Genomic DNA, 21,870 nt, shown 5'->3' on the forward strand with positions numbered 1-21,870 from the left:
GCCCAACGGATGACCGGGCGCATTGGCAAGCCAGGGCTGGCTGTGTATGTTGGTCGTCAGATTGCCCCCATCGCATTCGGCTCGACATGCCCCGGGCCAGAGGAGTGACCCCATGACATCGCCTGCGCCAAGTTCCGGTACCGCCCCGCAAAGCCTGGACGACTGGCGGGCCCTGGCGGATGCACTGCGACCGGAGAGCCGCGCCTACATCGCCGATGACTTTGTCGACGCCGTCAGTGGCGAGACCTTTACCTCCGTCAATCCGGCGACCGGCCAGACCCTGGCGGAAGTGGCCAGTTGCGACGAGGCGGATGCAGAAGCCGCGGTGACGGTGGCTCGGCGGGCGTTCGAACAAGGCGCCTGGTCACGCCTGGCGCCCGGCAGTCGCAAGGTGGTACTCCTGCGACTGGCCGACCTGCTGGAAGCCAATCGCCATGAACTGGCCCTGCTCGACAGCCTCGACATGGGCAAGCCGGTGTCCAGCGCCCTCGGGGACATGGCGGGCGCCATCGGTTGTCTGCGCCACCATGCCGAATCCATCGACAAGCTGTATGGCGAGGTGGCTCCCACCGCCGAGGACAGCCTGGGCCTGGTGCTGCGTCAGCCGCTGGGCGTGGTGGCCTCCATCGTGCCCTGGAATTTTCCAATGATGATGACCGCCTGGAAAATCGCCCCGGCGCTGGCCGCCGGCAACAGTGTCATCCTCAAGCCTTCGGAAAAGTCGCCGCTGTCGGCGCTGCGCCTGGCCCAGCTGACCCGGGACGCCGGGCTGCCGACCGGCGTCTTTCAGGTGCTGCCGGGCTTCGGTCATACGGTGGGTAAGGCGCTGGCGCTGTCGATGGGCGTCGACTGTCTGGCCTTCACCGGCTCGACCGGCGTCGGCAAGCAGTTGATGCAGTACGCCGGCCAGTCGAACCTCAAGCGGGTCTACCTGGAGTGCGGGGGCAAGAGTCCCAACCTGGTGTTCGGCGACTGCAAGGACCTGGATCGGGTGGCCGAACATGCCGCCGCCGCCATCTTCCACAATCAGGGGGAGGTGTGCATTGCCGGCTCGCGACTGCTGGTCGACAACACCATTCGCGACACCTTCGTCGATAAGGTGCTGGCCGCGGCCGAGCGCATGCAGCCCGGCGACCCGCTCGACCCGGACAGCTTTATGGGCGCCATGGTCGACCGCACCCAGCATCAGCGCGTCCTGGATTATATCCGCCAGGGCGTGGCCGAGGGGGCGATCCTGAGGACCGGTGGGCAGGCCATGCAGGGTGAGGGAGTCAACGGTCAGGGGCTGTTCATACAGCCCACGGTGTTCGATGCTGTCACCGATAACATGACCATCGGCCGTGAAGAGATCTTCGGGCCGGTGCTGGCGGTATTCGGCTTCGACACCGAGGAAGAGGCGCTGCGCCTGGCCAACGACAGCGACTATGGTCTGGCGGCCGGAGTCTGGAGCCAGGACATCGATCGAATCATGCGCGTCTCGCGGCGCCTGCAATCCGGCCAGGTCTTCGTCAACAACTGGGCCGACATGGATCAAACGGTGCCTTTCGGCGGCGTCAAGCAGTCCGGCAATGGCCGCGACAAGTCCCACCACTCTTTGGAGGAATATTCCGACCTGAAGACCGTATGGATGACGCTGGACCCCTGAGGGTCGGGCATCCAGCGAACCGCAGGGAACCGCGGCGGCAGGAACCGGCATCGGCGCTCGATGTCGGGCAGTAAAGACGTGACAAGGCCTGAAGTTTCATTCCGCTACCCGTAGGAGTCGACAGGATGCTGGGCATGTTCAAGAGCGATCCGTTGAAGAAGTTGCAGAAGGATTACGAGAAGAAACTCGAGCAGGCTATGGAGGCCTCGCGCAACGGCGACATGCGCGCCAATGCCGAGCTGACCGAAGAAGCCGAGGCGCTTCGCGAGAAGATCGAGCAATTGAAGTCCTGAGCCGCTCACGGCTCAGGCAGGTGTGTGGCATTGCTCAATGGCGGGAGCGGCGCACGCCCTGCAGAATCCAGGCGTCATTGGGAATCGGCTCTGCGTGACCATGCAGGACGCGTAGGCCGCCGGTACCCTCCATGATAATCGCCTGTACGCTCTGCGGGTCGATGACGTTGGCGGCTCGCATGGCGGTCCGCAGGTCGTCCTCGGTGACCCGCGCACAATCCATGTTGTCCCATAGGATCTCGCCGCCTGCCTGCATCAGTAGGATGGGCGGTGAGTCGATGGTGCGGCGAACGGCATCGCGTCGTCGCCGCCACCCGGAGACCACCACCTGCAGGCCGTAGAGCGTGGTAAGTCCAACCAGGCCTGGAAGCAGGGCGCCGGGGCCGGTCACCACCGTGGAGGCCATGATGGAGCCGATGGCGATGGTGGCGGCGATATCGAAGGACGACAGCTGGGCAAAGCTGCGCACGCCGCACAGCTTGGCCAGCACCAGGATCAGCAGATACATGGCCAGCACCGTGCCCATGGTCTGCAGCATGTCCAGCATCGTCGTAACCATTTCGTCTGTCATCTGGCCTGTCTCCACGCGGTTCATCGCGCCCTCAGCAGAGGGCGTCAAGTTTTTCCTTGAGCAGGCCGTTGACCTGCTGAGGGTTGGCCGTACCGCGCGAGGCCTTCATGACCTGGCCGACGAAATAGCCGATCATCTTGCCGCGCTTTTCCGGCTCGGCGTCACGGTACTGGGCGACCTGCGCCGGGCTCTCGGCGATGACCTGGTCGATCATGGCCTCGATGGCGCCGCTGTCGGTGACCTGCTTGAGCCCCTTGGCTTCGATAAGGGTGTCGGCGCTGTTGTCGGCATTGCCACCCTCCCCCTGCCACATGGCCTGGAAGACGTCCTTGGCGGCCTTGCCGTTGATGGTGTCGTCCAGCACACGGGTGATCAGCAGGCCGAGCTGTTCGGCGGAGACCGGACTGTCATCGATCGTCAGGCCTTCACGGTTCAGCGCCCCGGAGAGCTCGCCCTGCACCCAGTTGGCGGCCTGCTTGGCGTCACCGCAGGTGTTCCTGACGCGCTCGAAATATTCGGCCATGGCGCGGCTGGCGGACAGCACACCGGCGTCATAGGCGGACAGCCCCAACTCGTGCTGGAAGCGGGCGCGCTTGTCCGCTGGCAGCTCCGGCAGGTTGGCGCGCAGGTGGTCGACGTACGCCTGGTCGAGTACCACCGGCAACAGGTCCGGGCAGGGGAAGTAACGGTAGTCGTTGGCTTCCTCCTTGGTGCGCATGCTGCGGGTTTCATCGGCTTCGGGGTCGTAGAGGCGGGTTTCCTGGACCACTTCGCCGCCGTCCTCGATCAGCTCGATCTGTCGCTCGACCTCGAACTCGATGGCGCGCTCGACGAAGCGGAAGGAGTTGACGTTCTTGATTTCGGCACGGGTGCCGAAGGCCTCCTGGCCCCTGGGCCTGACCGAGACGTTGACGTCGCAGCGCATCGAGCCCTCGGCCATGTTGCCGTCCGAGATGCCCAGATAGGTGACGATGGAGTGAATGGCCTTGAGGTAGGCTGCCGCTTCCTTCGCCGAGCGCATGTCGGGTTCCGAGACGATCTCCAGAAGCGGCGTGCCGGCACGGTTAAGGTCGATGCCGGTCATGCCGTGAAGGTCTTCGTGCAGCGACTTGCCGGCATCCTCCTCGAGGTGCGCATGGTGCACCCGAATGTGCCGGGTCGAGCCGTCCTCCAGGCTGATTTCGACCTCGCCGGCCTCGACGATGGGCTGGTACATCTGGCTGGTCTGGTAGCCCTTGGGCAGGTCGGCATAGAAGTAGTTCTTGCGGTCGAAGACGGAGACCTCGGGAATCTCGGCGTTGACGCCAAGGCCGAACTGGACCGCCATGGCCACCGCGGACTCGTTGAGCACCGGCAGCACGCCGGGCAGGCCCAGGTCCACCGCACAGGCTTGGCTATTGGGCTCGGCGCCGAAGGCGGTCGAGGCGCCGGAAAAGATCTTGGAACGGGTAGCGAGCTGGACGTGGACCTCCAGACCGATCACGGTTTCCCATTGCATCAGGCGGACTCCTCGGCGAAGGCGGGACGGCGCAGGTGCCAGTCGGTATTTTGCTGGAACTGATGGGCGACACCCAGCAGCTGAGCTTCGGCGAAATGCGTGCCGAGAATCTGCAGCCCCACGGGGCGGTTGCCGGCGAAGCCCGCCGGCACGCTGATGCCGGGTATGCCGGCCAGATTCACGGCAATGGTGTAGATGTCCTGCAGGTACATTGACACCGGATCCTTGTTGGCGCCCAGATCGAAGGCCGGCGTGGGGGAGGCCGGGCCCATCAGGACGTCGACTTCCTCGAAGGCATCCAGGAAGTCCTGGCGGATCAGGCGACGTACCTGTTGAGCCTTCTTGTAGTAGGCATCGAAGAAGCCCTCGGACAGGGTATGGGTGCCGATCAGGATGCGGCGCTTGACCTCGTCGCCGAAGCCCTCGGCACGGCTGCGCTTGTAGAGATCGATCAGGTCCGTCGGCGCCTCGCAGCGGTGGCCGAAGCGCACCCCGTCAAAGCGTGACAGGTTGGACGAGGCCTCGGCCGGCGCGATGACGTAATAGGCCGGAATGGCGTAATGCGTATGCGGCAGGCTGACCTCGCGCACCGTGGCGCCCAGGGATTCATACACTTGAACGGCCTCGCGCACGGCCGCTTCGACCGCCGGATCGAGGCCGTCGCCGAAGTATTCCACTGGCAGGCCGATTTTCAGCCCATTCAAGGGCGCATCCAGCTCGCTTTGATAGTCGGGCACGCCGCGGGCCACGCTGGTCGAGTCGCGACCGTCGTGGCCGGCCATGGCCCCCAGCAGCAGGGCGCAGTCGGCCGCCGAGCGGGCCATCGGGCCGGCCTGGTCGAGGCTCGAGGCATAGGCAATCATGCCGTAGCGCGAGACGCGTCCATAGGTGGGTTTTAGGCCGGTGATGCCGCAGAAGGCCGCCGGCTGGCGGATCGAGCCGCCGGTATCGGTGCCCATGGCGGCGGGCACCAGGCCGGCGGCCACGGCCGCGGCGCTGCCCCCCGAGGAGCCACCGGGGACGGCGCTCGGGTCCCAGGGGTTCTTCACCGGGCCGTAGAAGCTGTTCTCGTTGGACGAGCCCATGGCGAATTCGTCCATGTTGGTCTTGCCGAGGCTGACCGTGCCGGCCTCGGAGAGCTTCTCGACGATGGTCGCGTCATAGGGGGCGACAAAATTGTCGAGCATGCGCGAGCCACAGCTGGTCCTGACGCCGCGTGTGCAAAAGATGTCCTTGAGGGCCAGCGGCAGGCCGTTGAGCGGCCCGGCCTGGCCGTCGGCGCGTGTGGCATCGGCGCGGTCCGCGGCGCTCAGTGCCGGCTTGGCGGTGACGCTGATGAAGCTGTTGAGTCGGCCGTCCAGACGGTCGATGCGGCCGAGCAGCTCCTGAGTCAGCTCGCGGCTGGAAAACTCGCCGGCGCTCAGTCCGGTGGCGAGTTCGGTCAATGTCTTATCGTGCATGGGGCCTGGGCTCCGTGATGACATGGCGTTGACGGCGACAGCGGGTCATTCGACGACCCTGGGCACCAGGTAGAGGCCGTTTTCCACGGCCGGCGCACACTGCTGGAAGTGATCGCGCTGGTCGGTTTCGGTGACTTCGTCGGCGCGAAGCCGCTGAGTGGCGTCCAGAGGGTGTGCCATGGGGGTGACGCCCTCGGTATCTAGAGATTGCAGCTGGTCGACCATTTCCAGGATGCGACCCAGGTCATCGAGGTAATGAGTGGCGTCGCCTTCGTCCAGGCCCAGCCGGGCCAGATGGGCGGCCCTGAGAACGTCTGCGTGTTCGATCGCCATGATCGGGGTCCTCGCGAGGGTGTGGGAGTTGTGCCAGAAAGGCGAATAAGTTAGCACATCCCGGCCCGAGCTGGCAGGGGGCCGGCCAGGCGTTGACACGCGCAGCGCTTGCCGCCTGCGGGGTGCAGTGATACCGTTTGCTCCCGCACAGGGCTTCCGGACTGCACTAGGTAACGAGTTCATGTTCAAACGTTTGAGGGGGCTGTTCTCCAGCGATCTGTCGATCGATTTGGGAACCGCCAACACACTGATTTATGTCCGCGGCCGTGGCATCGTCCTCGACGAGCCTTCGGTCGTGGCGATCCGCCAGTCCGGCAACATGCGCAGTGTCGCCGCGGTTGGCGCCGACGCCAAACGGATGCTGGGACGCACCCCAGGCAACATCACGGCCATCCGGCCCATGAAGGATGGCGTCATCGCGGATTTCACCGTCACCGAGCAGATGTTGCAGTATTTCATCCGCAAGGTGCACCAGAGCACCTTCCTGACGCCCAGCCCGCGGGTCCTGGTCTGCGTGCCCTGCATGTCGACGCAGGTCGAGCGTCGTGCCATCAAGGAGTCCGCCGAAGGGGCGGGCGCCCGTGAGGTCTTTCTGATTGAGGAACCCATGGCGGCAGCCATCGGCGCTGGCCTGCCGGTCGAGGAAGCCCAGGGCTCGATGGTCGTCGATGTGGGCGGCGGTACGACCGAGATCGCCATCATCTCGCTCAACGGCGTAGTCTACTCAGAATCCATCCGCATGGGCGGGGATCGCTTCGATGAGGCCATCACGGCCTATGTGCGGCGCCACTACGGCAGCCTCATTGGCGAGTCCACGGCCGAGCGCATCAAGGAAGAGATCGGTTGTGCCTACCCGGGTGGCGAGCTGCGTGAGATCGACGTGCGTGGCCGAAATCTGGCGGAAGGCATACCGCGCAGCTTCACGCTTAACTCCCACGAGATTCTCGACGCCCTGCAGGAAACCCTGGGGGCCATCGTGGCGGCCGTGAAGAGTGCGCTGGAGCAGTCGCCGCCCGAGCTGGCATCAGATATCGCCGAACGCGGCCTGGTGTTGACCGGTGGTGGTGCGCTGCTGCGCGACCTGGACAAGTTGATTGCCGAGGAAACCGGTCTGCCGGTGGTAGTGGCGGAAGACCCGCTGACCTGCGTCGCGCGTGGCGGCGGCAAGGCCCTAGAGATGATCGACCAGCGTACGTTCGAGTTGCTCTCCAGCGACTGACCGGGGAGGTTCCCTATCAAGCCGCTGTTCTCGCATGGGGCGGTGCCCTGGGGCCGTATGCTGGTGTGTGCCACCCTTGCCATTGCCCTGATGGTCGCCGACCTGCGCTTCTCGCGCATGGATTCGGTGCGTGCGCAACTCTCCACCCTGGTGGCGCCGGTTCAGTGGGTGGTCAGCTTGCCCAGTGACCTGCTCAACTGGGGGGCGCTGGTGCTTTCCGACCAGCGTGAGCTGGTGGAAGAAAATCGCCGTCTGCGCGAGCAGGTGCTCAGCCTGTCCCACCGTGTGCAACGCATGGCGAGCCTTCAGGCAGAAAATGTCCGCCTGCGGGAATTGCTGGCGGCCAGCAAGCAGGACGACATCCCCTTCGTAACCGCGGAACTCCTGTCCCTCGACCCGGATCCCTTCACGCATCGCATGGTGCTTGACCGCGGGCGTCGCAACGGGGTCTTCGTCGGCCAGCCGGTCATGGACGCATCCGGCCTGGTTGGTCAGGTAACATCGGTCTCGGCCTACTCGAGTCGCGTGCTGCTGGTCACCGATGCCAGTCATGCGCTGCCCGTCCAGGTCAATCGCAATGGCCAGCGTTTCGTGGTCCAGGGCGCAGGGCGAGACGCCAGCCTCAATGTGCTGCATGTGCCGGACACGGCCGACATCCGTGAGGATGATCTGCTGGTGACGTCCGGCTTGGCCGACCGCTTCCCGGCGGGCTTCCCGGTGGCGCGCGTCGACGAGGTGGTGCACGACCCGGGCGAGCCCTTTGCCCGCGTGGTGGCCAGTCCGGTGGCCAAGCTGCAGCGTTCGCGGCATTTCCTGCTGCTCTTTCCCCCCGAGCCCCGCAATGCCGATGGCAGCGGGGGCTGGGAGGTCGCCCTGGACCCGGTCGCCGTCGAGGCGGCGCGCCAGGTGATGGGTGACCCAGAGCCGGAGGAGACCCCCTGATGGCACGCGCGACCCCGACGTCCATGATCTGGGTATGGCTATCGATGCTGCTGGCGCTGTGCCTGCAGGTCATGCCCCTGGCCGAAGGCTGGCAGATCTGGCGGCCCGACTGGCTTGGGCTGATGCTGATCTACTGGTGCATGAAGACGCCGCAACGGGTTGGGGTCGTGCATGGCTTCGTGCTGGGGATACTGCTGGACCTCATCGAGGGCGTGCCCCTGGGACAGAATGCCTTGCTACTCTCTATGCTGGCCTTTCTCTGCTCCCTGGTCTATCCGCGTTTCCGTGCCTACTCACTGCTCCAGCAGGCCGTGTTGATCCTGGTGTTGCTGGGCTTTGTGCAGCTTGTCGAACAATGGCTGAGAACCCTGTTGGGGCCGTTCTCTATTCATCTGTCCTTCCTGTTGCCCTCCTTGATCGGGGCCGCGCTCTGGCCCTGGCTGACGACCCTGTTTCGGGCCATACGGCGGCAGGCTACCCGGTCATGAAGGAGGCTGTCATGTCACGCCGAGCCACTCCCGTGCTGCGCCTGGCCTCGGCCTCGCCGCGCCGCCGTGAACTGCTTGCCGATATCGGCGTCGCCGTCGATGTCTGTCCCGCGGATCTCGATGAAACGCCGCACCCGGATGAAGCCCCGCAGGATTACGTTCTTCGCCTGGCCCGGGAAAAGGCGAATGCCGGGCATGTCGATGACACCCTGCCCACCCTGGGCGCGGATACCGTTGTAGTGCTGGACGGGCAGGTGCTGGGCAAGCCCCGCGACGGCGAGCATGCCCGGCGCATGCTCGCCGAACTCGCCGGACGCCGCCATCAGGTCATGACCGCGGTGGCGGTGCATGGGCCGGTCGGCCTGGTGACCACTTGCGTGGTCAGCCGGGTTACGCTGCGTGACATTGCATCGGACGAGATCACGGCTTACTGGCATACCGGTGAGCCGGTCGACAAGGCCGGCGGCTATGCCATTCAGGGGCTCGGCGGGGTCTTCGTGCAACATCTCGAGGGCAGTCATTCGGCGGTGGTGGGGCTGCCCTTGTGCGAGACCGCGGTGATCCTGCAACGCCAGGGCGTGCCGCTGTGGAATCTTCCTGTGTCATAATGACGCCAGTCACGCCCGCGTCGCCGACCGGGCCGCTTGCCGGGGCGGGCTCTGCCACGGGCGCGTCTCCAGGACTCTTCTCAAGATAAGGACTTCGCATGAGTGGTGAAGTACTCATCAATCTGACGCCGATGGAGACTCGCGTCGCCGTGGTGGAAAACGGTGTACTGCAGGAAGCCTTCATCGAGCGCGCCAGGCGCCGCGGTATCGTCGGCAACATCTACCAGGGGCGTGTGGTCCGGGTACTGCCCGGCATGCAGGCGGCCTTCGTCGATATCGGGCTCGACCGGGCGGCCTTCATTCATGCCCATGAAGTGATGCCGCCCGGCACGCCGGCCGACGAGCAATCCTCGATTTCCCAGCTGCTGCAGGAAGGCCAGCCACTGGTGGTGCAGGTCACCAAGGACCCCATCGGCTCCAAGGGGGCACGCCTGACGACTCACCTTTCGGTGCCGTCGCGTTACCTGGTCTACATGCCGGACTCGCCGCACAGCGGGGTGTCGCAGCGCATCGAGGATGATGCCGAGCGCGAGCGCCTGCGTGGCCGGGTGGAGGCGGCGCTCGCCGAGCAGACACTGGAGGTCAAGGGCGGCTTTATCGTCAGGACCGCCGCCGAAGGCGTGACCGATGAAGAGCTGGCCGGCGACATGCATTTCCTGCTGCGGCTGTGGCGCAAGGTCAGCGAGCGGCGCATCGACGCCCCCGCGCCCAGCGTGCTCTATGATGACCTGCCGCTGTTCATGCGCACCCTGCGCGATGTCATGCGCGACGACATTGAAAAGGTGCGCATCGACTCTCGCGAGAACCATGTCAAGCTGCTCGAGTTCGCCGAGGAGTTCATGCCGAATGCGGTGAATCGCATCGAGCATTATGCCGGCGAGCGCCCCATTTTCGACCTCTTCAGTGTCGAGGACGAGATCCAGAAGGCCCTGGCGCGCAAGGTCCAGCTCAAGTCCGGCGGCTATCTGGTCATCGACCCCACCGAAGCCATGACCACCATCGACGTTAATACCGGTGGCTTCGTGGGACACCGCAACCTCGAGGAGACGATCTTCAAGACCAACCTCGAGGCGGCGACGACCATTGCCCGTCAGCTGCGACTGCGCAATCTGGGCGGCATCATCATCATCGACTTCATCGACATGGAAGATACCGAGCATCAGCGTCAGGTGCTCAGAGTGCTCGAAAAGGTCCTGGAACGTGATCACGCCAAGACCAAGTGCACCGGGGTGACGGAGCTGGGCCTTGTCCAGCTGACGCGCAAGCGTACCCGCGAAAGTTTGGAACAGACCCTCTGCGAGCCGTGTCCTGCCTGTGAGGGGCGTGGCACCCTGAAGACACCGGAGTCGGTGTGCTACGAGATTTTCCGCGAGATCCTGCGCGAAGAGCGCGCCTACAGCGCGGAAACCTATACCGTGCTGGCGGCGCAATCGGTGGTGGATCGCCTGCTCGACGAGGAGTCGGCCGCCGTGGCGGACCTCGAGGAGTTCATCGGCAAGACCATTCGTTTTCAGGTGGAATTGCATTATTCCCAGGAGCAGTACGACATCGTACTGATGTGAAACATGTCGCCGAGTCGCCTTGTCCTTCGCTGGTTTCTGACGCTTTTGGCCCTGGCGTTGACCCTGCTGGCCGTGTTGCTGGTGGTCCTGCGGCTGCTGCTGGGCCAGCTCGACCGTTGGTCCCCGGCGCTGGAGTCTCAGCTGGGCTCGCGCTTTTCTGCCGAGGTCTCCCTGGGACATACTCGAGGCGGTGTAGCGGGGCTCGACCCCTGGCTGTCGCTCGAGGACCTGGACTTTCGTTCGCGCGAGGGGCTGGGCAACGTGCCCCTGCTGGAAGTCGATCAGGCCGGGCTGCGGCTGGACACCGCGGCCAGCCTGCGAGAGGGAATGCCGGTTCTCGAGCAGTCGCGGCTGGCCGGCGTCACCCTGCACCTCTATCAGAACAGTGACCTGGGTTGGCAATGGCCGGCGCCCGCCGATGTTCCACCCGAGCTGGCGCCCGGCGGTTCCTTTGATCTGTCGCGCCTGGATTTCTGGGTGGGGGTGCTGCTGCGTCAGCGTGCCTGGGCGGATGATCTGCGGGTGGTGTTGCATGGCCGTCAGCGCCAGCTGGTGCTCGAGGCGCCCCGTTTGCTGGTGACCGGCGAGCGCGGCAAGACACACCTGGAGGGCGAAGTACGCCTGCGCGACCGCCCCGGCACCGCCTTCCAGACGGTGATGGAGGTGACCTGGCAGGGCGGCGAGAGCGAGGCATTCGATGCCGCCCTGCAGGCCGATATAGAGCTCGACAGCCTGATCGGTGTGGCAGAGGTCCTGGGGATTGATGACATGCTGCGCCTGGATGATGCCGCCGGCAATGCCAGACTCTGGGGCCGCTGGCAGGACGGCCGGCTGGCGGACGTGCGTGTCGATCTGACGTCCCCGACCCTGTTGCTGAACCGGGACACCGGCTTGCCTCCGGGTGCTGAACCCGCAGGCATGTCCCTGCAGGATGTGACCCTGCAGGGACAGTGGTTGCGTGACAGCGAGGGGGCAGGCTGGCAAGCCTGGTTTGCCACGCAAGCCAGTGCTGTCGATGAACCGCCTTCCAGTGGCCCGCCGCTGCCGCGCTTCTGGCAGGCGCGCGGCGAGGGTCAGGACTGGTGGATGACCAGCAATCATTTTGATCTGGGCGCGCTTAGCGCCTGGCATGATCGATTCCCTCTGCCCGAGAGCCTGACCCGCAGTGTCGAGGCGCTGGCGCCCAGTGGCCATGTCGAGGGGCTGGCGTTCGGCCATCGCGACGGCCAGTGGCGAGCCCGGGCCAGTGCCAGTGAGGTGGCGGTTTCGCCATGGCAGGACGCCCCCGGGGGTGGCCCGCTGGACCTCTGGCTTGAGGCGGATGGCAGCACGGGGCGGGTGCGCTTCGCCGATACCGGCGATGCCCGGCTGATGTTACCCGGCATCTTTGCCTCGCCCATGCAGCTCGATAGTGCCCGTGGCGAGGTGGTCTGGTCCTTTGCCGGGCCTCGCCACTCGGTCAGCGGCCGGAACCTGGAGGCTGTGTGGAATGGTGCACGGTTCGAGGGCGGCTTCGGCCTGGCGATGGACGAGCAGCAGCAGGGCGGCTTCGGGCTGCAACTGGCCTTCGAGGATGTTGACGCCCTGGACCGGCCGCTGACCGACTGGCTGCCGATGCCGCTGCTGCGCAATGAGCTCGATGCCGAGCTGGCCGACTGGCTTGCCGGCGGCGTGGCGGGCCGCGTGCCGCAGGGCGCGCTGAGCCTGCATGTGCCCTTCGATGGGCAGTCGAAGGATGCGCCGGACGCGCCCGGGGAAGACGCGCCGCCGCTGCATCTGGAACTGACGGTCGAGCAGGGACGGGTGCCGTTCGACCCGGCCTGGCCGGCGCTGGACAATATCGCCGGGCAGCTGCGCCTGGAAGGCGAGAGCCTGAGTGCCGAGATCGAACAGGCCGAGAGCCTGGGGGTCGTGACCCGGGATGCCCGCTTGACGCTGGGGCCTGAGCGGGTGCTCGACCTCCACAGCCCGCTCAAGTCCTCAGCGACCGCCATGACGCGCTACCTGGCTGCTATGCCGGTGGATGGCATGGCGGCCATGGCGGACTGGCAGGGGGACGGCGACATGACCGGCACCCTGGATATCCGCCTCCCCATGGCGAACCCGAAGGACATGTCGGTGGCCTTCGAGGGTCAGGCCGCGCTGGCGCGTTTAACCCATACCCCCACCGACTTGACCTTCGAGTCCCTCGAGGGGCCTCTGGCCTGGCAGCAGCAGGGGGATACAGGGCACCTGACAGGCGAATTGAACGGCCGGCTGCTGGGCGGGCCCTTCAAGGCGGTCATCGACACCGCGGAGCAGGGGCTTGGTCTGTCGGGCCGTGTCACGGCCGACGCTCTGCTCGCTCTGGGCGCACCCGCCGAGGCGAATTCGCTGCTCCATGGCGAGACGGCCTGGCAAGGGCAGTTACGCCTCGATGGAGCGGTTCCGAGGTTCTCCCTGAACAGCAACCTGACAGGCCTGGGCATCGATCTCCCCGCCCCGCTGGGCAAGGCAGCGGCAGGGGCCAGACCCCTTGAGCTGGACATGCAGCTGGGCGAGCCGCTGAGCCTGAGGGGGCGCGTCGGGTCCGACGTCGGTCTGCGCTGGCAGGGCGGCGAGACGGCGAGGGGGCAGGCGTGGATAGGCCAGAACGCGCCCTCCGCCTGGCCATCCGCACCCGGCTGGTCGGTCAGAGCGTATCTGCCACGCTTTTCGCCGGCTCTCTGGGCAGAGGCCCTGGCGCCCCTGGCCGCCGGTGATGCCGGGCCGGCCGCGGGCGGTGCGCCATCGGTGTCACGCCTCGGGGTGGCAACCGACTGTCTGCGCGTCGAGCAGCGCTGCCTGGGCTCCCTGCGCCTCGATGCCCGGCCTGATGGCCGGGGCTGGGGTGTCGACCTGGACGGCAGTCTTCTGGCCGGTCGACTGACCTATCATCCTGCTCGGCAACGGCCATTGGCCATTGCTCTGGAACGTCTGCGCCTCGATGAGGTGGTGCCGGACAACCAGGCGGCGGCGACCACCAGCCAGGGGAGCGGCAAACTCTTCCAGGAAATCGATGTGCCGGCGGCACCAGCCCCGATGCTGGACGGTGTCGGGCAATGGCCCGCCGGCGAGTTGAAGGTGGCTTCCCTGGCGTGGCAGTCGCGCACCTTCGGGCCCTTCAATGCCCACTGGCGTGCCTCGCCCGACCAGTTGACGCTTGACCCCGTCGAACTGACCCTGGGAGATATCGAGGCCCGTGGCAACATGACCTGGGAGGCCTCGGGGTCGGATGCCAGTCTGACACGCTCTCGACTGTCGTTGGCGGGCGGTGACGTTGGCTCGGCGCTGGCGGCCCTGGGCCAGCCCGTGGCGGTCACTAGTACCGAGACTCGGGTGCAGAGCCAGCTCGCATGGCCGGGCGCTCCCTGGCAGTTTGCCCTGCAGCGCTCACGGGGCAGTCTGAGTGTCGAGCTTAGAGAGGGCGTGTTTGCCAATCTCGAGTCGCCGTCGGCCAAGGTGGTGGGACTGCTCAATGTCGATAACCTCCTGCGTCGGCTGCGCCTGGATTTCTCCGATGTGACCGGAAGCGGCACGGCTTTCGACAGTGTCAGCGGTGACGCAACCCTGTATGGTGGGGTCCTGGAAACACGGGGACCGGTCAGCATCGACGGCGCTGCCACCAGCTTTACCCTGGACGGCAATGTCGATCTGATGCGGCGTGAGCTCGACCTGGGGTTGGGCGTCACCGTGCCCGTCAGCAATAATCTACCACTGGCGGCGGTGGTCGCCGGTGCCCCGATCGTGGGGGGAGCGCTGTTTGTGGCCGATAAACTCTTCGGCGATGCCATCGACCGTGTGACACAAATTCATTACCGCGTGCGAGGTCCCTGGACGTCGCCGCGTCTTTCTCTGGAAAGTACCGAATGACAGCACAGACGTCTTCCATGCTCGACCAGGCGCGCGAGGTTCTGCTCGCGCCCGGTGGTCTCGATCTCGACTCTCTGGATGCCGGACTGGGGCATGCCATGGGGCCCGGCATCGACTATGCCGACCTGTATTTTCAGCGTAGCTGGCAAGAGGGCTGGTCACTGGAGGATGGGGAAGTCAAGGAAGCCAGCTACAACATTGATGGTGGAGTGGGCGTGCGCGCCATGGCCGGCGAGAAGACCGGCTTTGCCTATTCCAATCAGGTCACCGCGGATGCCCTGGCCGAAACCGGCCGCACCGCGTCCGGCATCGTGCGCAGCGGGCAACGCCTGAGCAGTGCCAGCGGCATCCAGGTTCACACCTCGGCGCGCTACGCCGGCATTGACCCGCTGACCGGGCTGTCCGCCGAGGACAAGATCGCCATGCTCAAGCAAGCCGATCGCGTGGCGCGTGCCGTCGACCCGGCGGTAGAGCAGGTCAGTGCTTCGCTGAGCGGCGTCCACGAGGTGGTGCTTGTGCGTGCCAGCGATGGCACCCAGGCCGTGGACATTCGCCCTCTGGTGCGCTTTAACGTCAGTGTCATCGTGGTGCGCAACGGCCGCCGTGAGCGCGGTAGCGCCGGGGGCGGCGGTCGCTATCCGATGTCGCGCCTGCGCGATGACAATGTGGCCGAGCGCTTTGCCCGGGAAGCCGTCCGCCAGGCGCTGGTCAATCTCGAAGCGGTGGATGCACCGGCCGGCCAGATGCCGGTGGTGCTGGGGGCCGGCTGGCCCGGAATTCTGCTCCATGAAGCCGTGGGGCACGGCCTGGAAGGCGACTTCAATCGCAAGGGCAGCTCGGCCTTCGCCGGTCGCATGGGCGAGCGTGTGGCGTCTCCGGGTGTCACCGTGGTCGACGACGCCACCCTGGCCGATCGGCGAGGCTCGATGAGCGTCGATGACGAGGGCACGCCGGGGCAGTGCACCACCCTGATCGAGGATGGCATCCTCACCGGCTACATGCAGGATAAGCTCAACGCGCGCCTGATGGGCATGGCGCCCACCGGCAACGCGCGCCGCGAATCCTTTGCTCACATGCCTATGCCGCGCATGACCAATACCTACATGCAGGCCGGCGAGGATGACCCGGAAGACATCATTCGCAGTGTCGACCGCGGTATCTATGCCGTCAGTTTCGGCGGTGGCCAGGTGGACATCACCTCGGGCAAGTTCGTGTTCTCCGCAAATGAAGCCTATCTGATCGAGAACGGCCGCATCACCGCCCCGGTCAAGGGGGCCACCCTGATCGGCAATGGCCCTCAGGCCATGGGCCGGGTCTCGATGATCGGCCACGACATGGAGCTCGACAGCGGCGTCGGCGTCTGCGGCAAGGAAGGGCAGGGCGTTCCGGTCGGAGTCGGGCAACCGACCCTCAAGCTCGACGAACTGACCGTCGGCGGCACCGAGTCCTAGCAGAAGAGATAAGAGGGAAGAGGGAAGAGAACAATAGAGGACTGGTCCGCTGCACAGGTCTTGGCGTCGGCCGCGAATTTCTTCCTTCTTCAAGGCGCGCAGCGCCGCACTTCAAGCGGCGTAGCCGCGCTCTTCCCTCTTGCAGCGGCGTAGCCGCTAGAGCCCTGCCGTCTCGCGGATCAGTTTGAACAGCCGGCGGGCGTTGGTGGGGGGCTTGCCCTGTTCGCGTTCGCGGCGGGCATTGCGGATCAACTGGCGCAGGGCCTGTCGGTCGGTGGCCGGGTAGTCGGCGATGAAGTCGGCAACCGCGTCGTCGCCTTCATCGATCAGGCGGTCACGCCATTTCTCCAGGCGATGGAAGGCATGGTCACGCTGAAGCTGCTCTTGCTCGATGGCATCGAAGACCGCCTGAATGCCGTCGAGGTCTTCCTTGCGCATCAGCTTGCCGATGTATTGCATATGGCGGCGACGGGCTTCCCGGGCACGAATACGGCCGGTTTCCTGGATGGCGGCCAGCAGTTCGTCGGATAGAGGAAAGCGCGCTCGCTCGGCCTCGCTCATGGCGATCAACTGTTCGCCGAGGGTCTGAAGCGCGTGCATTTCGCGTTTCTGTTGTGACTTGCTGGGCCGTTCGTTGGCCGGCGGGGAGTCATCCTGGATCATGCCATGTCCTGTAGGGGCGTTGGAGCGGGAAGGCAGCACACTGGGTGGCGCAGGGTCAGTAGTATACCAGCCCGCCAAGGCGGGATGGCAAAACACGCAATGAAGAGTGCCGGCCCATGGGTCGGCCCAGTGAGGAGATGGATCGATGACACAGGCTTTCGATGCCGCCGAGCAGCAGGCACTGCTGGAAACTCGAGTGGAAGCGGCGCTGGCCCTTGCTCGGCGGTTGGGAGCCGATGCCTGCGAGGTCGGCGCCAGTGTCGATCAGGGCATCGGCGTCAGTGTGCGTGATGGTGACGTGGAGAGTGTCGAGCTATCGCGTGACCAGGGCATCGCCGTGACGGTGTATGTCGGGCAGCGCAAGGGCAGCGCTTCCTCGTCGGATGCCAGCGAGGCCTCCGTGCACGATGTAGTCGAAAAGGCCCTGGCCATTGCGCGCTACACTGGCGAGGACCCTGCGGCCGGCCTGGCGGATGCCGAGCTGATGGCAAGGCACCTGCCGGACCTGCAGGTGCATCACCCCTGGCCGCTTTCCACGGAAGACGCCATCGAGCTCGCCCTGACCTGTGAACGGGCCGGGCGAGAGGTCGAGGGCATCCGCAGCTCGGAAGGCGCCAGTCTTTCCAGCGGTGAAGGCGTGCATGTCTACGGCAACAGCCATGGCTTTCTCGGCGGGCAGCGTGGCAGTCGGCATTCGTTGTCCTGCCTGTTGATCGCCGAGGATGCCGCCGGCATGCAGCGCGACTACGACTACACCTCGGCCCGCGACCCGCGGGCACTGCGCGATGCCGCCGAGGTGGGCCGCAGTGCCGCCGATCGCACCCTGCGGCGCCTCGGCGCGCAGCGGCTGTCCACCGGGCGCATGCCCGTGATGTTCGACCCCTCGCTGGCCTCCGGCCTGGTCGGCCATCTGATGGGCGCGATCGCCGGAGGGGCGCAGTTTCGTCAAGCCTCCTTCCTGTGCGAGCGCCTGAACACCATGCTGTTTCCCGAGTGGTTCTCGCTGGTCGAGCGCCCCATGGAAGTCGGGGCCCTGGCCAGTAGTCCCTTCGATGGGGATGGCGTTCAGACGCGGGACAACGTCTTCATCGATCAAGGGCGCCTGGCCAGCTACATGCTGTCCGCCTACAGCGCCCGACGCCTCGGCATGACCACCACGGGCAATGCCGGTGGCGCACGCAATCTGCGTATCGAGGCCCCGCTCGAGTCCCGCGAGGCGCTGCTGGCGCGCATGGGCACGGGTGTGCTGGTCACCGAGCTGATGGGACAGGGCGTGAACGGCGTGACCGGCGATTACTCCCGAGGCGCCGCCGGCTTCTGGGTCGAGAACGGCCGGATTCAGCACCCGGTGGAGGAGTTCACCATCGCCGGCAATCTGGAGGCGATGTTCCAGGGGCTGGTGGGCATCGGCGACGACATCGATACCCGCGGCAGTATTCATACCGGTAGCTGGTTGATCGACGAAATGACCATCGCCGGGGGGTAATTCCGAGGCGCGGCAGTGCCGCTTGAAGAGGGAAGAACGCGGCTGGCGCCGCTTGAAGAGGGAAGAAAACCCTTGACGCCACACATCCAGGCACCAGCCTGGCTTCTTCCTTCTTCCTTCTTCCTTCTTCCTTCTTCCTTCTTCCTTCTTCCTTCTTCCTTCTTCCTTCTTCCTTCTCAGGCTTCCTCATCGAACCGTGCGTCGAACAGCTGCTCTAGCGCGTCGAGTACTGCTTCGTCGTCGTCGCCTTCCGCCTCGATGGTCAGCTCGGTGCCGAAGGGTGCGGCGAGCATCAGCAGCGACATGACATTGGCTGCATCGGCGCTCTGGGCGCCGTTGCAGACCGTTACGCTGGCCTGGTAGGGCTGGCAGCACTGCACCAGTCGGGTGGCGGCACGCGCATGCAGGCCGCGCTTGTTGGTCAGTGTAAGCTTGCGACTCGCCACGCTTTCAGGATTCCTTCTCGATATCGTGGACTTCTCCGGCTGCCCCCGAGGGCATGCGGCTGACCTGGATGCCGAGTTCACGGTGTCTCAAGCCTACCCCGGGCTGGTGCTCTGCCAGTTCCTGAGCCAGGCGTTCTGCCAGGTAGACGGAGCGGTGCTGGCCACCGGTACAGCCGATGGCTACGGTCAGATAACTGCGCTGGCTGGCCTGGTAGCGGGGTAGCCAGCGCTCCACCCAGGCGCTGATATCCGTTTGCATTTCCTCGACTATCGGATAGCCGGCCAGAAAGTCGATCACGCTGTGATCCCGGCCGGTGGCCTCGCGCAGCGAGGGGTCCCAGTAGGGGTTGGGCAGACAGCGCGCGTCGAAGACGATATCGGCATCCAGCGGAACGCCGCGCTTGAAGCCGAAGGACTCTACCGTGAGGGCCAGTGCTTCATTGCCCCGCTCGGCGACCTGATCGGCAATGCGGCCGCGCAGTTCATGGACCGAGAGCCGCGAGGTATCGATCACCAGGTCGGCCAGGTCGCGGATTTCCGTCAGTGCGCTCTGTTCCTGGTCGATGGCTTCGGCCAATGTCACCTGATGGTGGCGGGTCAGCGGGTGGCGTCGGCGTGTGGCCGAATAGCGTTCCAGCAGGATTCGGGCGTCGGTGGTCAGATACACGACCTGGCAGTGAATATGCCGTTCGCGCAGCTCCTGAAGCAGGGCCGGAAACCGCTGCAGGGCATCCGGCAGGTTGCGGGCATCGATGCTGACGGCAACCGGGAGGTCGTTCTGCTTCTCGCCAAGCTCATCCACCAGGCAACCGAGCAGCATGGCCGGCAGGTTGTCGATGGCGTAGAAGCCGAAATCCTCGAGGGCCTGCAGGGCAATCGACTTGCCCGAGCCTGAGCGTCCACTGATGATGACGATCTGCATGGCGGTCTCCTAGGGGACTTGGGGCGAGGCCGCTCAGCGAGCCGTCAGCCGGAAGATTGTCGTCGTATGGCGTCGACGAGACGCTCATGCAGGGCGTGCTGGCTTTCGGCACGCCGTAGGCTGTGTCGCGTATCGGCGTCGTTCATCACCGCGGCGACCTGGCCGAGTAGCGCCAGATGGGCGTCGTCGGCTTCTTCGGACACCAGCAGCACGAACACCAGGTCGACCGGTTCGCCATCCACGGCATCAAAGTCGATGGGCTCGGCGAGCTTGAGGAAGCCGGCAATTGGCGATCGGCAATGCGGATTGCGCGAGTGCGGAATGGCCACTCCATGGCCGATACCGGTACTGCCCAGACGCTCCCGACTGATCAGGCGACTGAACACCTCCTGACTGTCCAGGCTGGGTGTGTTCTGCGCGATGAAGGTACTGAAGAATTCCAGCACCCGCTTTTTGCTGCCCCCGGGCACATCGAAGAGAACGCGCTCGGGGGGGAGGATGGCTTCCAGTGTCATGATGGTTCAGCGCACGCTGGCGGCGCCTTGGGCGCGGGCCTGGGATTTTTCCTTGTGTTTCACCAGTTGCCGGTCGAGCTTGTCGGCGAGGGCATCGATGGCGGCATACATGTTATTGTCCATGGCTTCCGCATGCAGGTCGGCGCCGGCGGCATGAAGAGTACAGGCAGCTTTCTGACGCTCCTTTTCCACGGAGAGGGTCACTTGAACGGTCGTGATGTTGTCGTAATGGCGTTCCAGGCGTGTGAGCTTCTCTTGCACATAGTCACGCAGGGCGTCGGTCAATTCCACATGATGGCCGGTGAGGTTGACTTGCATGACACGCTCCTTGCTCCATGGGTTGTGGCTCGATTGTAACCCTTTTTGGAGTCGTGCAAACCCCCTGTCGCCAGCAGGTGTCAACGCTCATCGGAGGCGCTTGCGTTGACTCGAGGAGGGCAGGTTCATGGACTCGCGATACTTGGCTACGGTGCGCCTTGCCACCTCGATGCCCTCGTCGGCCAGCAGGCTCACCAGCTTGTTGTCGGAGAGCGGCTTGCGCGGAGGTTCCTCCTGGATCAGCTTGCGGATACGGGCACGGATGGCGGTGCTGGAGTGGGCATCGCCACCATCGCCTACATGGCTCGAGAAGAAGTACTTGAGCTCGAAGACGCCGCGCGGGGTGTGAATGTACTTCTGGGTAGTGACCCGCGAGATGGTCGACTCGTGCATTTCCACGGCCTGAGCGATATCGGCCAGGATCAGGGGCTTCATGGCTTCCTCGCCCTGCTCGAGGAAGTCGATCTGGCGCGCCATGATTTCATGGCCGACCCGCAGCAGGGTCTCGTTGCGGCTGGCCAGGCTCTTGAGCAGCCAGCGCGCTTCCTGGAGGTGGTCCTTGAGAAACTGGTTGTCCTGGCTCTTGTCGGCGCGACGGATCAGGGCCGCGTAATCTGGTTGTATGCGCAGACGGGGCATGGCCTCGGGATTGAGCTCGACCTGCCAGCCTTGGGCGTCATGCCGGGCGATGAGGTCGGGGATGACATAATCGTTATCGCCGCTGGTAAAGGCGCTGCCCGGCCTGGGGTCGAGGCTGCGGACCAGCTCGATGGTCTCGTCCAGGGCGCCTTCGTCCAGACTGAGGCGCCGCTTGAGGGTGCTCCGGTCATTGTTTGCCAGGGCCTCGAGGAACTGGCGTACCACACGGCGAGCCTGGGGCAGGCGCGGGGTGTTCTCGGGGAGTGCCGCCAGTTGTAGCATCAGGCATTCACTCAGGTCGCGGGCCATTACGCCCGTCGGCTCGAACTGTTGCAGGCGTTGCAGCACCCGTTCGACGTCGGCGCTGGTCAGCGTGGTCATTCCCTGGGCGCTCAGTCCCTGACGAATCTCGTCCAGTGGCTGGTCGAGATACCCATCCTCGTTGACCGCATCGATCAGGCTCTCGGCGACCTGGATGTCGGGGGCGTCCAGACCACTCATGGCGAGTTGCCAGGCCAGGTGACTGTGCAGACTCTGGCCGGCGGCCTGGCGTTCGAAGTCCGGTGCCTCGCCGCTCCCCGTGCTGGTAAGTCCGGCATCCTGGTAGGTATCCGACCAGTCGCTGTCGGTGCTTAACTGGTCGGGAATCTCGCTGGCCCAGTCGTCTTCCGTGGTATCGCCCACGGCCTGCTCGCCGAACTCCTCCTCGAGTTCCAGCATGGGGTTGGCTTCGAGTGCCTGCTGGACTTCCTGACGCAATTCCAGGGTCGAGAGCTGCAGCAGGGCGATGGCCTGCTGTAGCTGAGGCGTCATGGTCAGCTGGGTGCCGAGCCGCAGTTGCAGGGAAGCCTTCATGGCCATAGACAGGGGTCCGTGTAGTGAGGCTTGACCTGTCACGTTACTGCGAAGGCTTCGCCCAT

Annotated in this window: 20 protein-coding genes; 10 read left to right on the forward strand and 10 right to left on the reverse strand. The window is 65.3% G+C overall.

Annotated features, from left to right (window positions below):
* The first annotated feature begins 112 nt into the window (after positions 1 to 112).
* Positions 113 to 1,645, forward strand: coding sequence for an aldehyde dehydrogenase (locus QWY74_RS04530; protein WP_264825518.1), 1,533 nt, complete (start codon positions 113 to 115; stop codon positions 1,643 to 1,645).
* 125 nt (positions 1,646 to 1,770) lie between these two features.
* Positions 1,771 to 1,938 carry a DUF6435 family protein gene (locus QWY74_RS04535; RefSeq protein ID WP_264825519.1) on the forward strand — a complete coding sequence of 56 codons (168 nt, stop codon included), beginning with the start codon at positions 1,771 to 1,773 and terminating at the stop codon, positions 1,936 to 1,938.
* 34 nt (positions 1,939 to 1,972) lie between these two features.
* Here the strand turns inward: QWY74_RS04535 and QWY74_RS04540 are convergent, their stop codons facing one another.
* The 4 genes from QWY74_RS04540 to gatC are packed head-to-tail and all read right to left on the reverse strand — an operon-like array spanning position 1,973 to position 5,800.
* Positions 1,973 to 2,509 carry a DUF421 domain-containing protein gene (locus QWY74_RS04540; RefSeq protein WP_264825520.1) on the reverse strand — a complete coding sequence of 179 codons (537 nt, stop codon included), beginning with the start codon at positions 2,507 to 2,509 and terminating at the stop codon, positions 1,973 to 1,975.
* A gap of 31 nt (positions 2,510 to 2,540) precedes the next feature.
* Positions 2,541 to 4,007 (reverse strand): Asp-tRNA(Asn)/Glu-tRNA(Gln) amidotransferase subunit GatB, encoded by a 1,467-nt coding sequence (gene gatB, locus QWY74_RS04545; protein WP_264825521.1) that lies wholly within the window; start codon positions 4,005 to 4,007, stop codon positions 2,541 to 2,543.
* Positions 4,007 to 5,467, reverse strand: coding sequence for an Asp-tRNA(Asn)/Glu-tRNA(Gln) amidotransferase subunit GatA (gene gatA / locus QWY74_RS04550; protein WP_264825522.1), 1,461 nt, complete (start codon positions 5,465 to 5,467; stop codon positions 4,007 to 4,009). The genes gatB and gatA overlap by 1 nt, the downstream gene beginning before the upstream one ends.
* Positions 5,468 to 5,512: 45 nt before the next feature.
* Entirely contained in the window at positions 5,513 to 5,800 is a 288-nt protein-coding gene (gene gatC, locus QWY74_RS04555; RefSeq protein ID WP_264825523.1) for an Asp-tRNA(Asn)/Glu-tRNA(Gln) amidotransferase subunit GatC, read from the reverse strand.
* A gap of 181 nt (positions 5,801 to 5,981) precedes the next feature.
* Between gatC and QWY74_RS04560 the strand changes: the two genes are divergently transcribed.
* The 7 genes from QWY74_RS04560 to tldD all read left to right on the forward strand — a co-directional run bounded on the left by QWY74_RS04560 (position 5,982) and on the right by tldD (position 15,961).
* Complete coding sequence (locus tag QWY74_RS04560) at positions 5,982 to 7,019, forward strand: rod shape-determining protein (protein ID WP_264825524.1); 1,038 nt, start codon at positions 5,982 to 5,984, stop codon at positions 7,017 to 7,019.
* Between the two features lie 57 nt (positions 7,020 to 7,076).
* Entirely contained in the window at positions 7,077 to 7,961 is an 885-nt protein-coding gene (mreC, locus tag QWY74_RS04565; RefSeq protein ID WP_264825525.1) for a rod shape-determining protein MreC, read from the forward strand.
* Positions 7,961 to 8,449: a rod shape-determining protein MreD gene (gene mreD, locus QWY74_RS04570; protein ID WP_264825527.1), complete on the forward strand. Its 489-nt coding sequence runs from the start codon at positions 7,961 to 7,963 to the stop codon at positions 8,447 to 8,449. The genes mreC and mreD overlap by 1 nt, the downstream gene beginning before the upstream one ends.
* Before the next feature lie 11 nt (positions 8,450 to 8,460).
* Positions 8,461 to 9,057, forward strand: coding sequence for a Maf family protein (locus QWY74_RS04575; protein ID WP_290313877.1), 597 nt, complete (start codon positions 8,461 to 8,463; stop codon positions 9,055 to 9,057).
* A 98-nt stretch (positions 9,058 to 9,155) separates the two neighbouring features.
* On the forward strand, positions 9,156 to 10,619 hold the full coding sequence (gene rng / locus QWY74_RS04580) for a ribonuclease G (RefSeq protein ID WP_290313878.1): 1,464 nt from the start codon (positions 9,156 to 9,158) through the stop codon (positions 10,617 to 10,619).
* 3 nt (positions 10,620 to 10,622) lie between these two features.
* Positions 10,623 to 14,510, forward strand: a complete 3,888-nt coding sequence (locus tag QWY74_RS04585) for a YhdP family phospholipid transporter (RefSeq protein WP_290313880.1) — start codon at positions 10,623 to 10,625, stop codon at positions 14,508 to 14,510.
* Positions 14,507 to 15,961 carry a metalloprotease TldD gene (tldD, locus tag QWY74_RS04590; protein ID WP_290313882.1) on the forward strand — a complete coding sequence of 485 codons (1,455 nt, stop codon included), beginning with the start codon at positions 14,507 to 14,509 and terminating at the stop codon, positions 15,959 to 15,961. Before QWY74_RS04585 ends, tldD begins: the two co-directional genes overlap by 4 nt.
* Before the next feature lie 156 nt (positions 15,962 to 16,117).
* Here the strand turns inward: tldD and yjgA are convergent, their stop codons facing one another.
* Positions 16,118 to 16,624 carry a ribosome biogenesis factor YjgA gene (gene yjgA, locus QWY74_RS04595; protein WP_264825533.1) on the reverse strand — a complete coding sequence of 169 codons (507 nt, stop codon included), beginning with the start codon at positions 16,622 to 16,624 and terminating at the stop codon, positions 16,118 to 16,120.
* Positions 16,625 to 16,769: 145 nt separating this feature from the next.
* Between yjgA and pmbA the strand changes: the two genes are divergently transcribed.
* Positions 16,770 to 18,110, forward strand: a complete 1,341-nt coding sequence (pmbA, locus tag QWY74_RS04600) for a metalloprotease PmbA (protein WP_264825534.1) — start codon at positions 16,770 to 16,772, stop codon at positions 18,108 to 18,110.
* Positions 18,111 to 18,286: 176 nt separating this feature from the next.
* Here pmbA and QWY74_RS04605 read toward each other — a convergent pair whose 3' ends face one another.
* The 5 genes from QWY74_RS04605 to QWY74_RS04625 all read right to left on the reverse strand — a co-directional run bounded on the left by QWY74_RS04605 (position 18,287) and on the right by QWY74_RS04625 (position 21,811).
* Positions 18,287 to 18,556, reverse strand: coding sequence for an HPr family phosphocarrier protein (locus tag QWY74_RS04605; protein WP_264825535.1), 270 nt, complete (start codon positions 18,554 to 18,556; stop codon positions 18,287 to 18,289).
* Positions 18,557 to 18,560: 4 nt separating this feature from the next.
* The gene (rapZ, locus tag QWY74_RS04610; RefSeq protein WP_264825536.1) at positions 18,561 to 19,478 is read right to left on the reverse strand and encodes an RNase adapter RapZ; all 918 of its coding nucleotides are present in this window, start codon (positions 19,476 to 19,478) and stop codon (positions 18,561 to 18,563) included.
* 44 nt (positions 19,479 to 19,522) lie between these two features.
* Entirely contained in the window at positions 19,523 to 19,993 is a 471-nt protein-coding gene (locus QWY74_RS04615) for a PTS sugar transporter subunit IIA (protein WP_264825537.1), read from the reverse strand.
* Positions 19,994 to 19,999: 6 nt separating this feature from the next.
* Entirely contained in the window at positions 20,000 to 20,311 is a 312-nt protein-coding gene (hpf, locus tag QWY74_RS04620) for a ribosome hibernation-promoting factor, HPF/YfiA family (RefSeq protein WP_264825538.1), read from the reverse strand.
* An 87-nt stretch (positions 20,312 to 20,398) separates the two neighbouring features.
* Positions 20,399 to 21,811: an RNA polymerase factor sigma-54 gene (locus QWY74_RS04625; protein WP_264825539.1), complete on the reverse strand. Its 1,413-nt coding sequence runs from the start codon at positions 21,809 to 21,811 to the stop codon at positions 20,399 to 20,401.
* Positions 21,812 to 21,870 lie beyond the last annotated feature (59 nt).

The sequence above is a fragment of the Halomonas almeriensis genome (assembly GCF_030409235.1).
Lineage (GTDB): Bacteria > Pseudomonadota > Gammaproteobacteria > Pseudomonadales > Halomonadaceae > Halomonas > Halomonas almeriensis.

Bases quoted from the DNA above. Each gene is read 5' to 3' on its own strand.
- QWY74_RS04530 (WP_264825518.1), top strand. From the start codon at position 113: ATGACATCGCCTGCGCCAAGTTCCGGTACCGCCCCGCAAAGCCTGGAC.
- QWY74_RS04535 (WP_264825519.1), top strand. From the start codon at position 1,771: ATGCTGGGCATGTTCAAGAGCGATCCGTTGAAGAAGTTGCAGAAGGAT.
- QWY74_RS04540 (WP_264825520.1), bottom strand. From the start codon at position 2,509: ATGACAGACGAAATGGTTACGACGATGCTGGACATGCTGCAGACCATG.
- gatB (WP_264825521.1), bottom strand. From the start codon at position 4,007: ATGCAATGGGAAACCGTGATCGGTCTGGAGGTCCACGTCCAGCTCGCT.
- gatA (WP_264825522.1), bottom strand. From the start codon at position 5,467: ATGCACGATAAGACATTGACCGAACTCGCCACCGGACTGAGCGCCGGC.
- gatC (WP_264825523.1), bottom strand. From the start codon at position 5,800: ATGGCGATCGAACACGCAGACGTTCTCAGGGCCGCCCATCTGGCCCGG.
- QWY74_RS04560 (WP_264825524.1), top strand. From the start codon at position 5,982: ATGTTCAAACGTTTGAGGGGGCTGTTCTCCAGCGATCTGTCGATCGAT.
- mreC (WP_264825525.1), top strand. From the start codon at position 7,077: ATGCTGGTGTGTGCCACCCTTGCCATTGCCCTGATGGTCGCCGACCTG.
- mreD (WP_264825527.1), top strand. From the start codon at position 7,961: ATGGCACGCGCGACCCCGACGTCCATGATCTGGGTATGGCTATCGATG.
- QWY74_RS04575 (WP_290313877.1), top strand. From the start codon at position 8,461: ATGTCACGCCGAGCCACTCCCGTGCTGCGCCTGGCCTCGGCCTCGCCG.
- rng (WP_290313878.1), top strand. From the start codon at position 9,156: ATGAGTGGTGAAGTACTCATCAATCTGACGCCGATGGAGACTCGCGTC.
- QWY74_RS04585 (WP_290313880.1), top strand. From the start codon at position 10,623: ATGTCGCCGAGTCGCCTTGTCCTTCGCTGGTTTCTGACGCTTTTGGCC.
- tldD (WP_290313882.1), top strand. From the start codon at position 14,507: ATGACAGCACAGACGTCTTCCATGCTCGACCAGGCGCGCGAGGTTCTG.
- yjgA (WP_264825533.1), bottom strand. From the start codon at position 16,624: ATGATCCAGGATGACTCCCCGCCGGCCAACGAACGGCCCAGCAAGTCA.
- pmbA (WP_264825534.1), top strand. From the start codon at position 16,770: ATGACACAGGCTTTCGATGCCGCCGAGCAGCAGGCACTGCTGGAAACT.
- rapZ (WP_264825536.1), bottom strand. From the start codon at position 19,478: ATGCAGATCGTCATCATCAGTGGACGCTCAGGCTCGGGCAAGTCGATT.
- QWY74_RS04615 (WP_264825537.1), bottom strand. From the start codon at position 19,993: ATGACACTGGAAGCCATCCTCCCCCCCGAGCGCGTTCTCTTCGATGTG.
- hpf (WP_264825538.1), bottom strand. From the start codon at position 20,311: ATGCAAGTCAACCTCACCGGCCATCATGTGGAATTGACCGACGCCCTG.
- QWY74_RS04625 (WP_264825539.1), bottom strand. From the start codon at position 21,811: ATGGCCATGAAGGCTTCCCTGCAACTGCGGCTCGGCACCCAGCTGACC.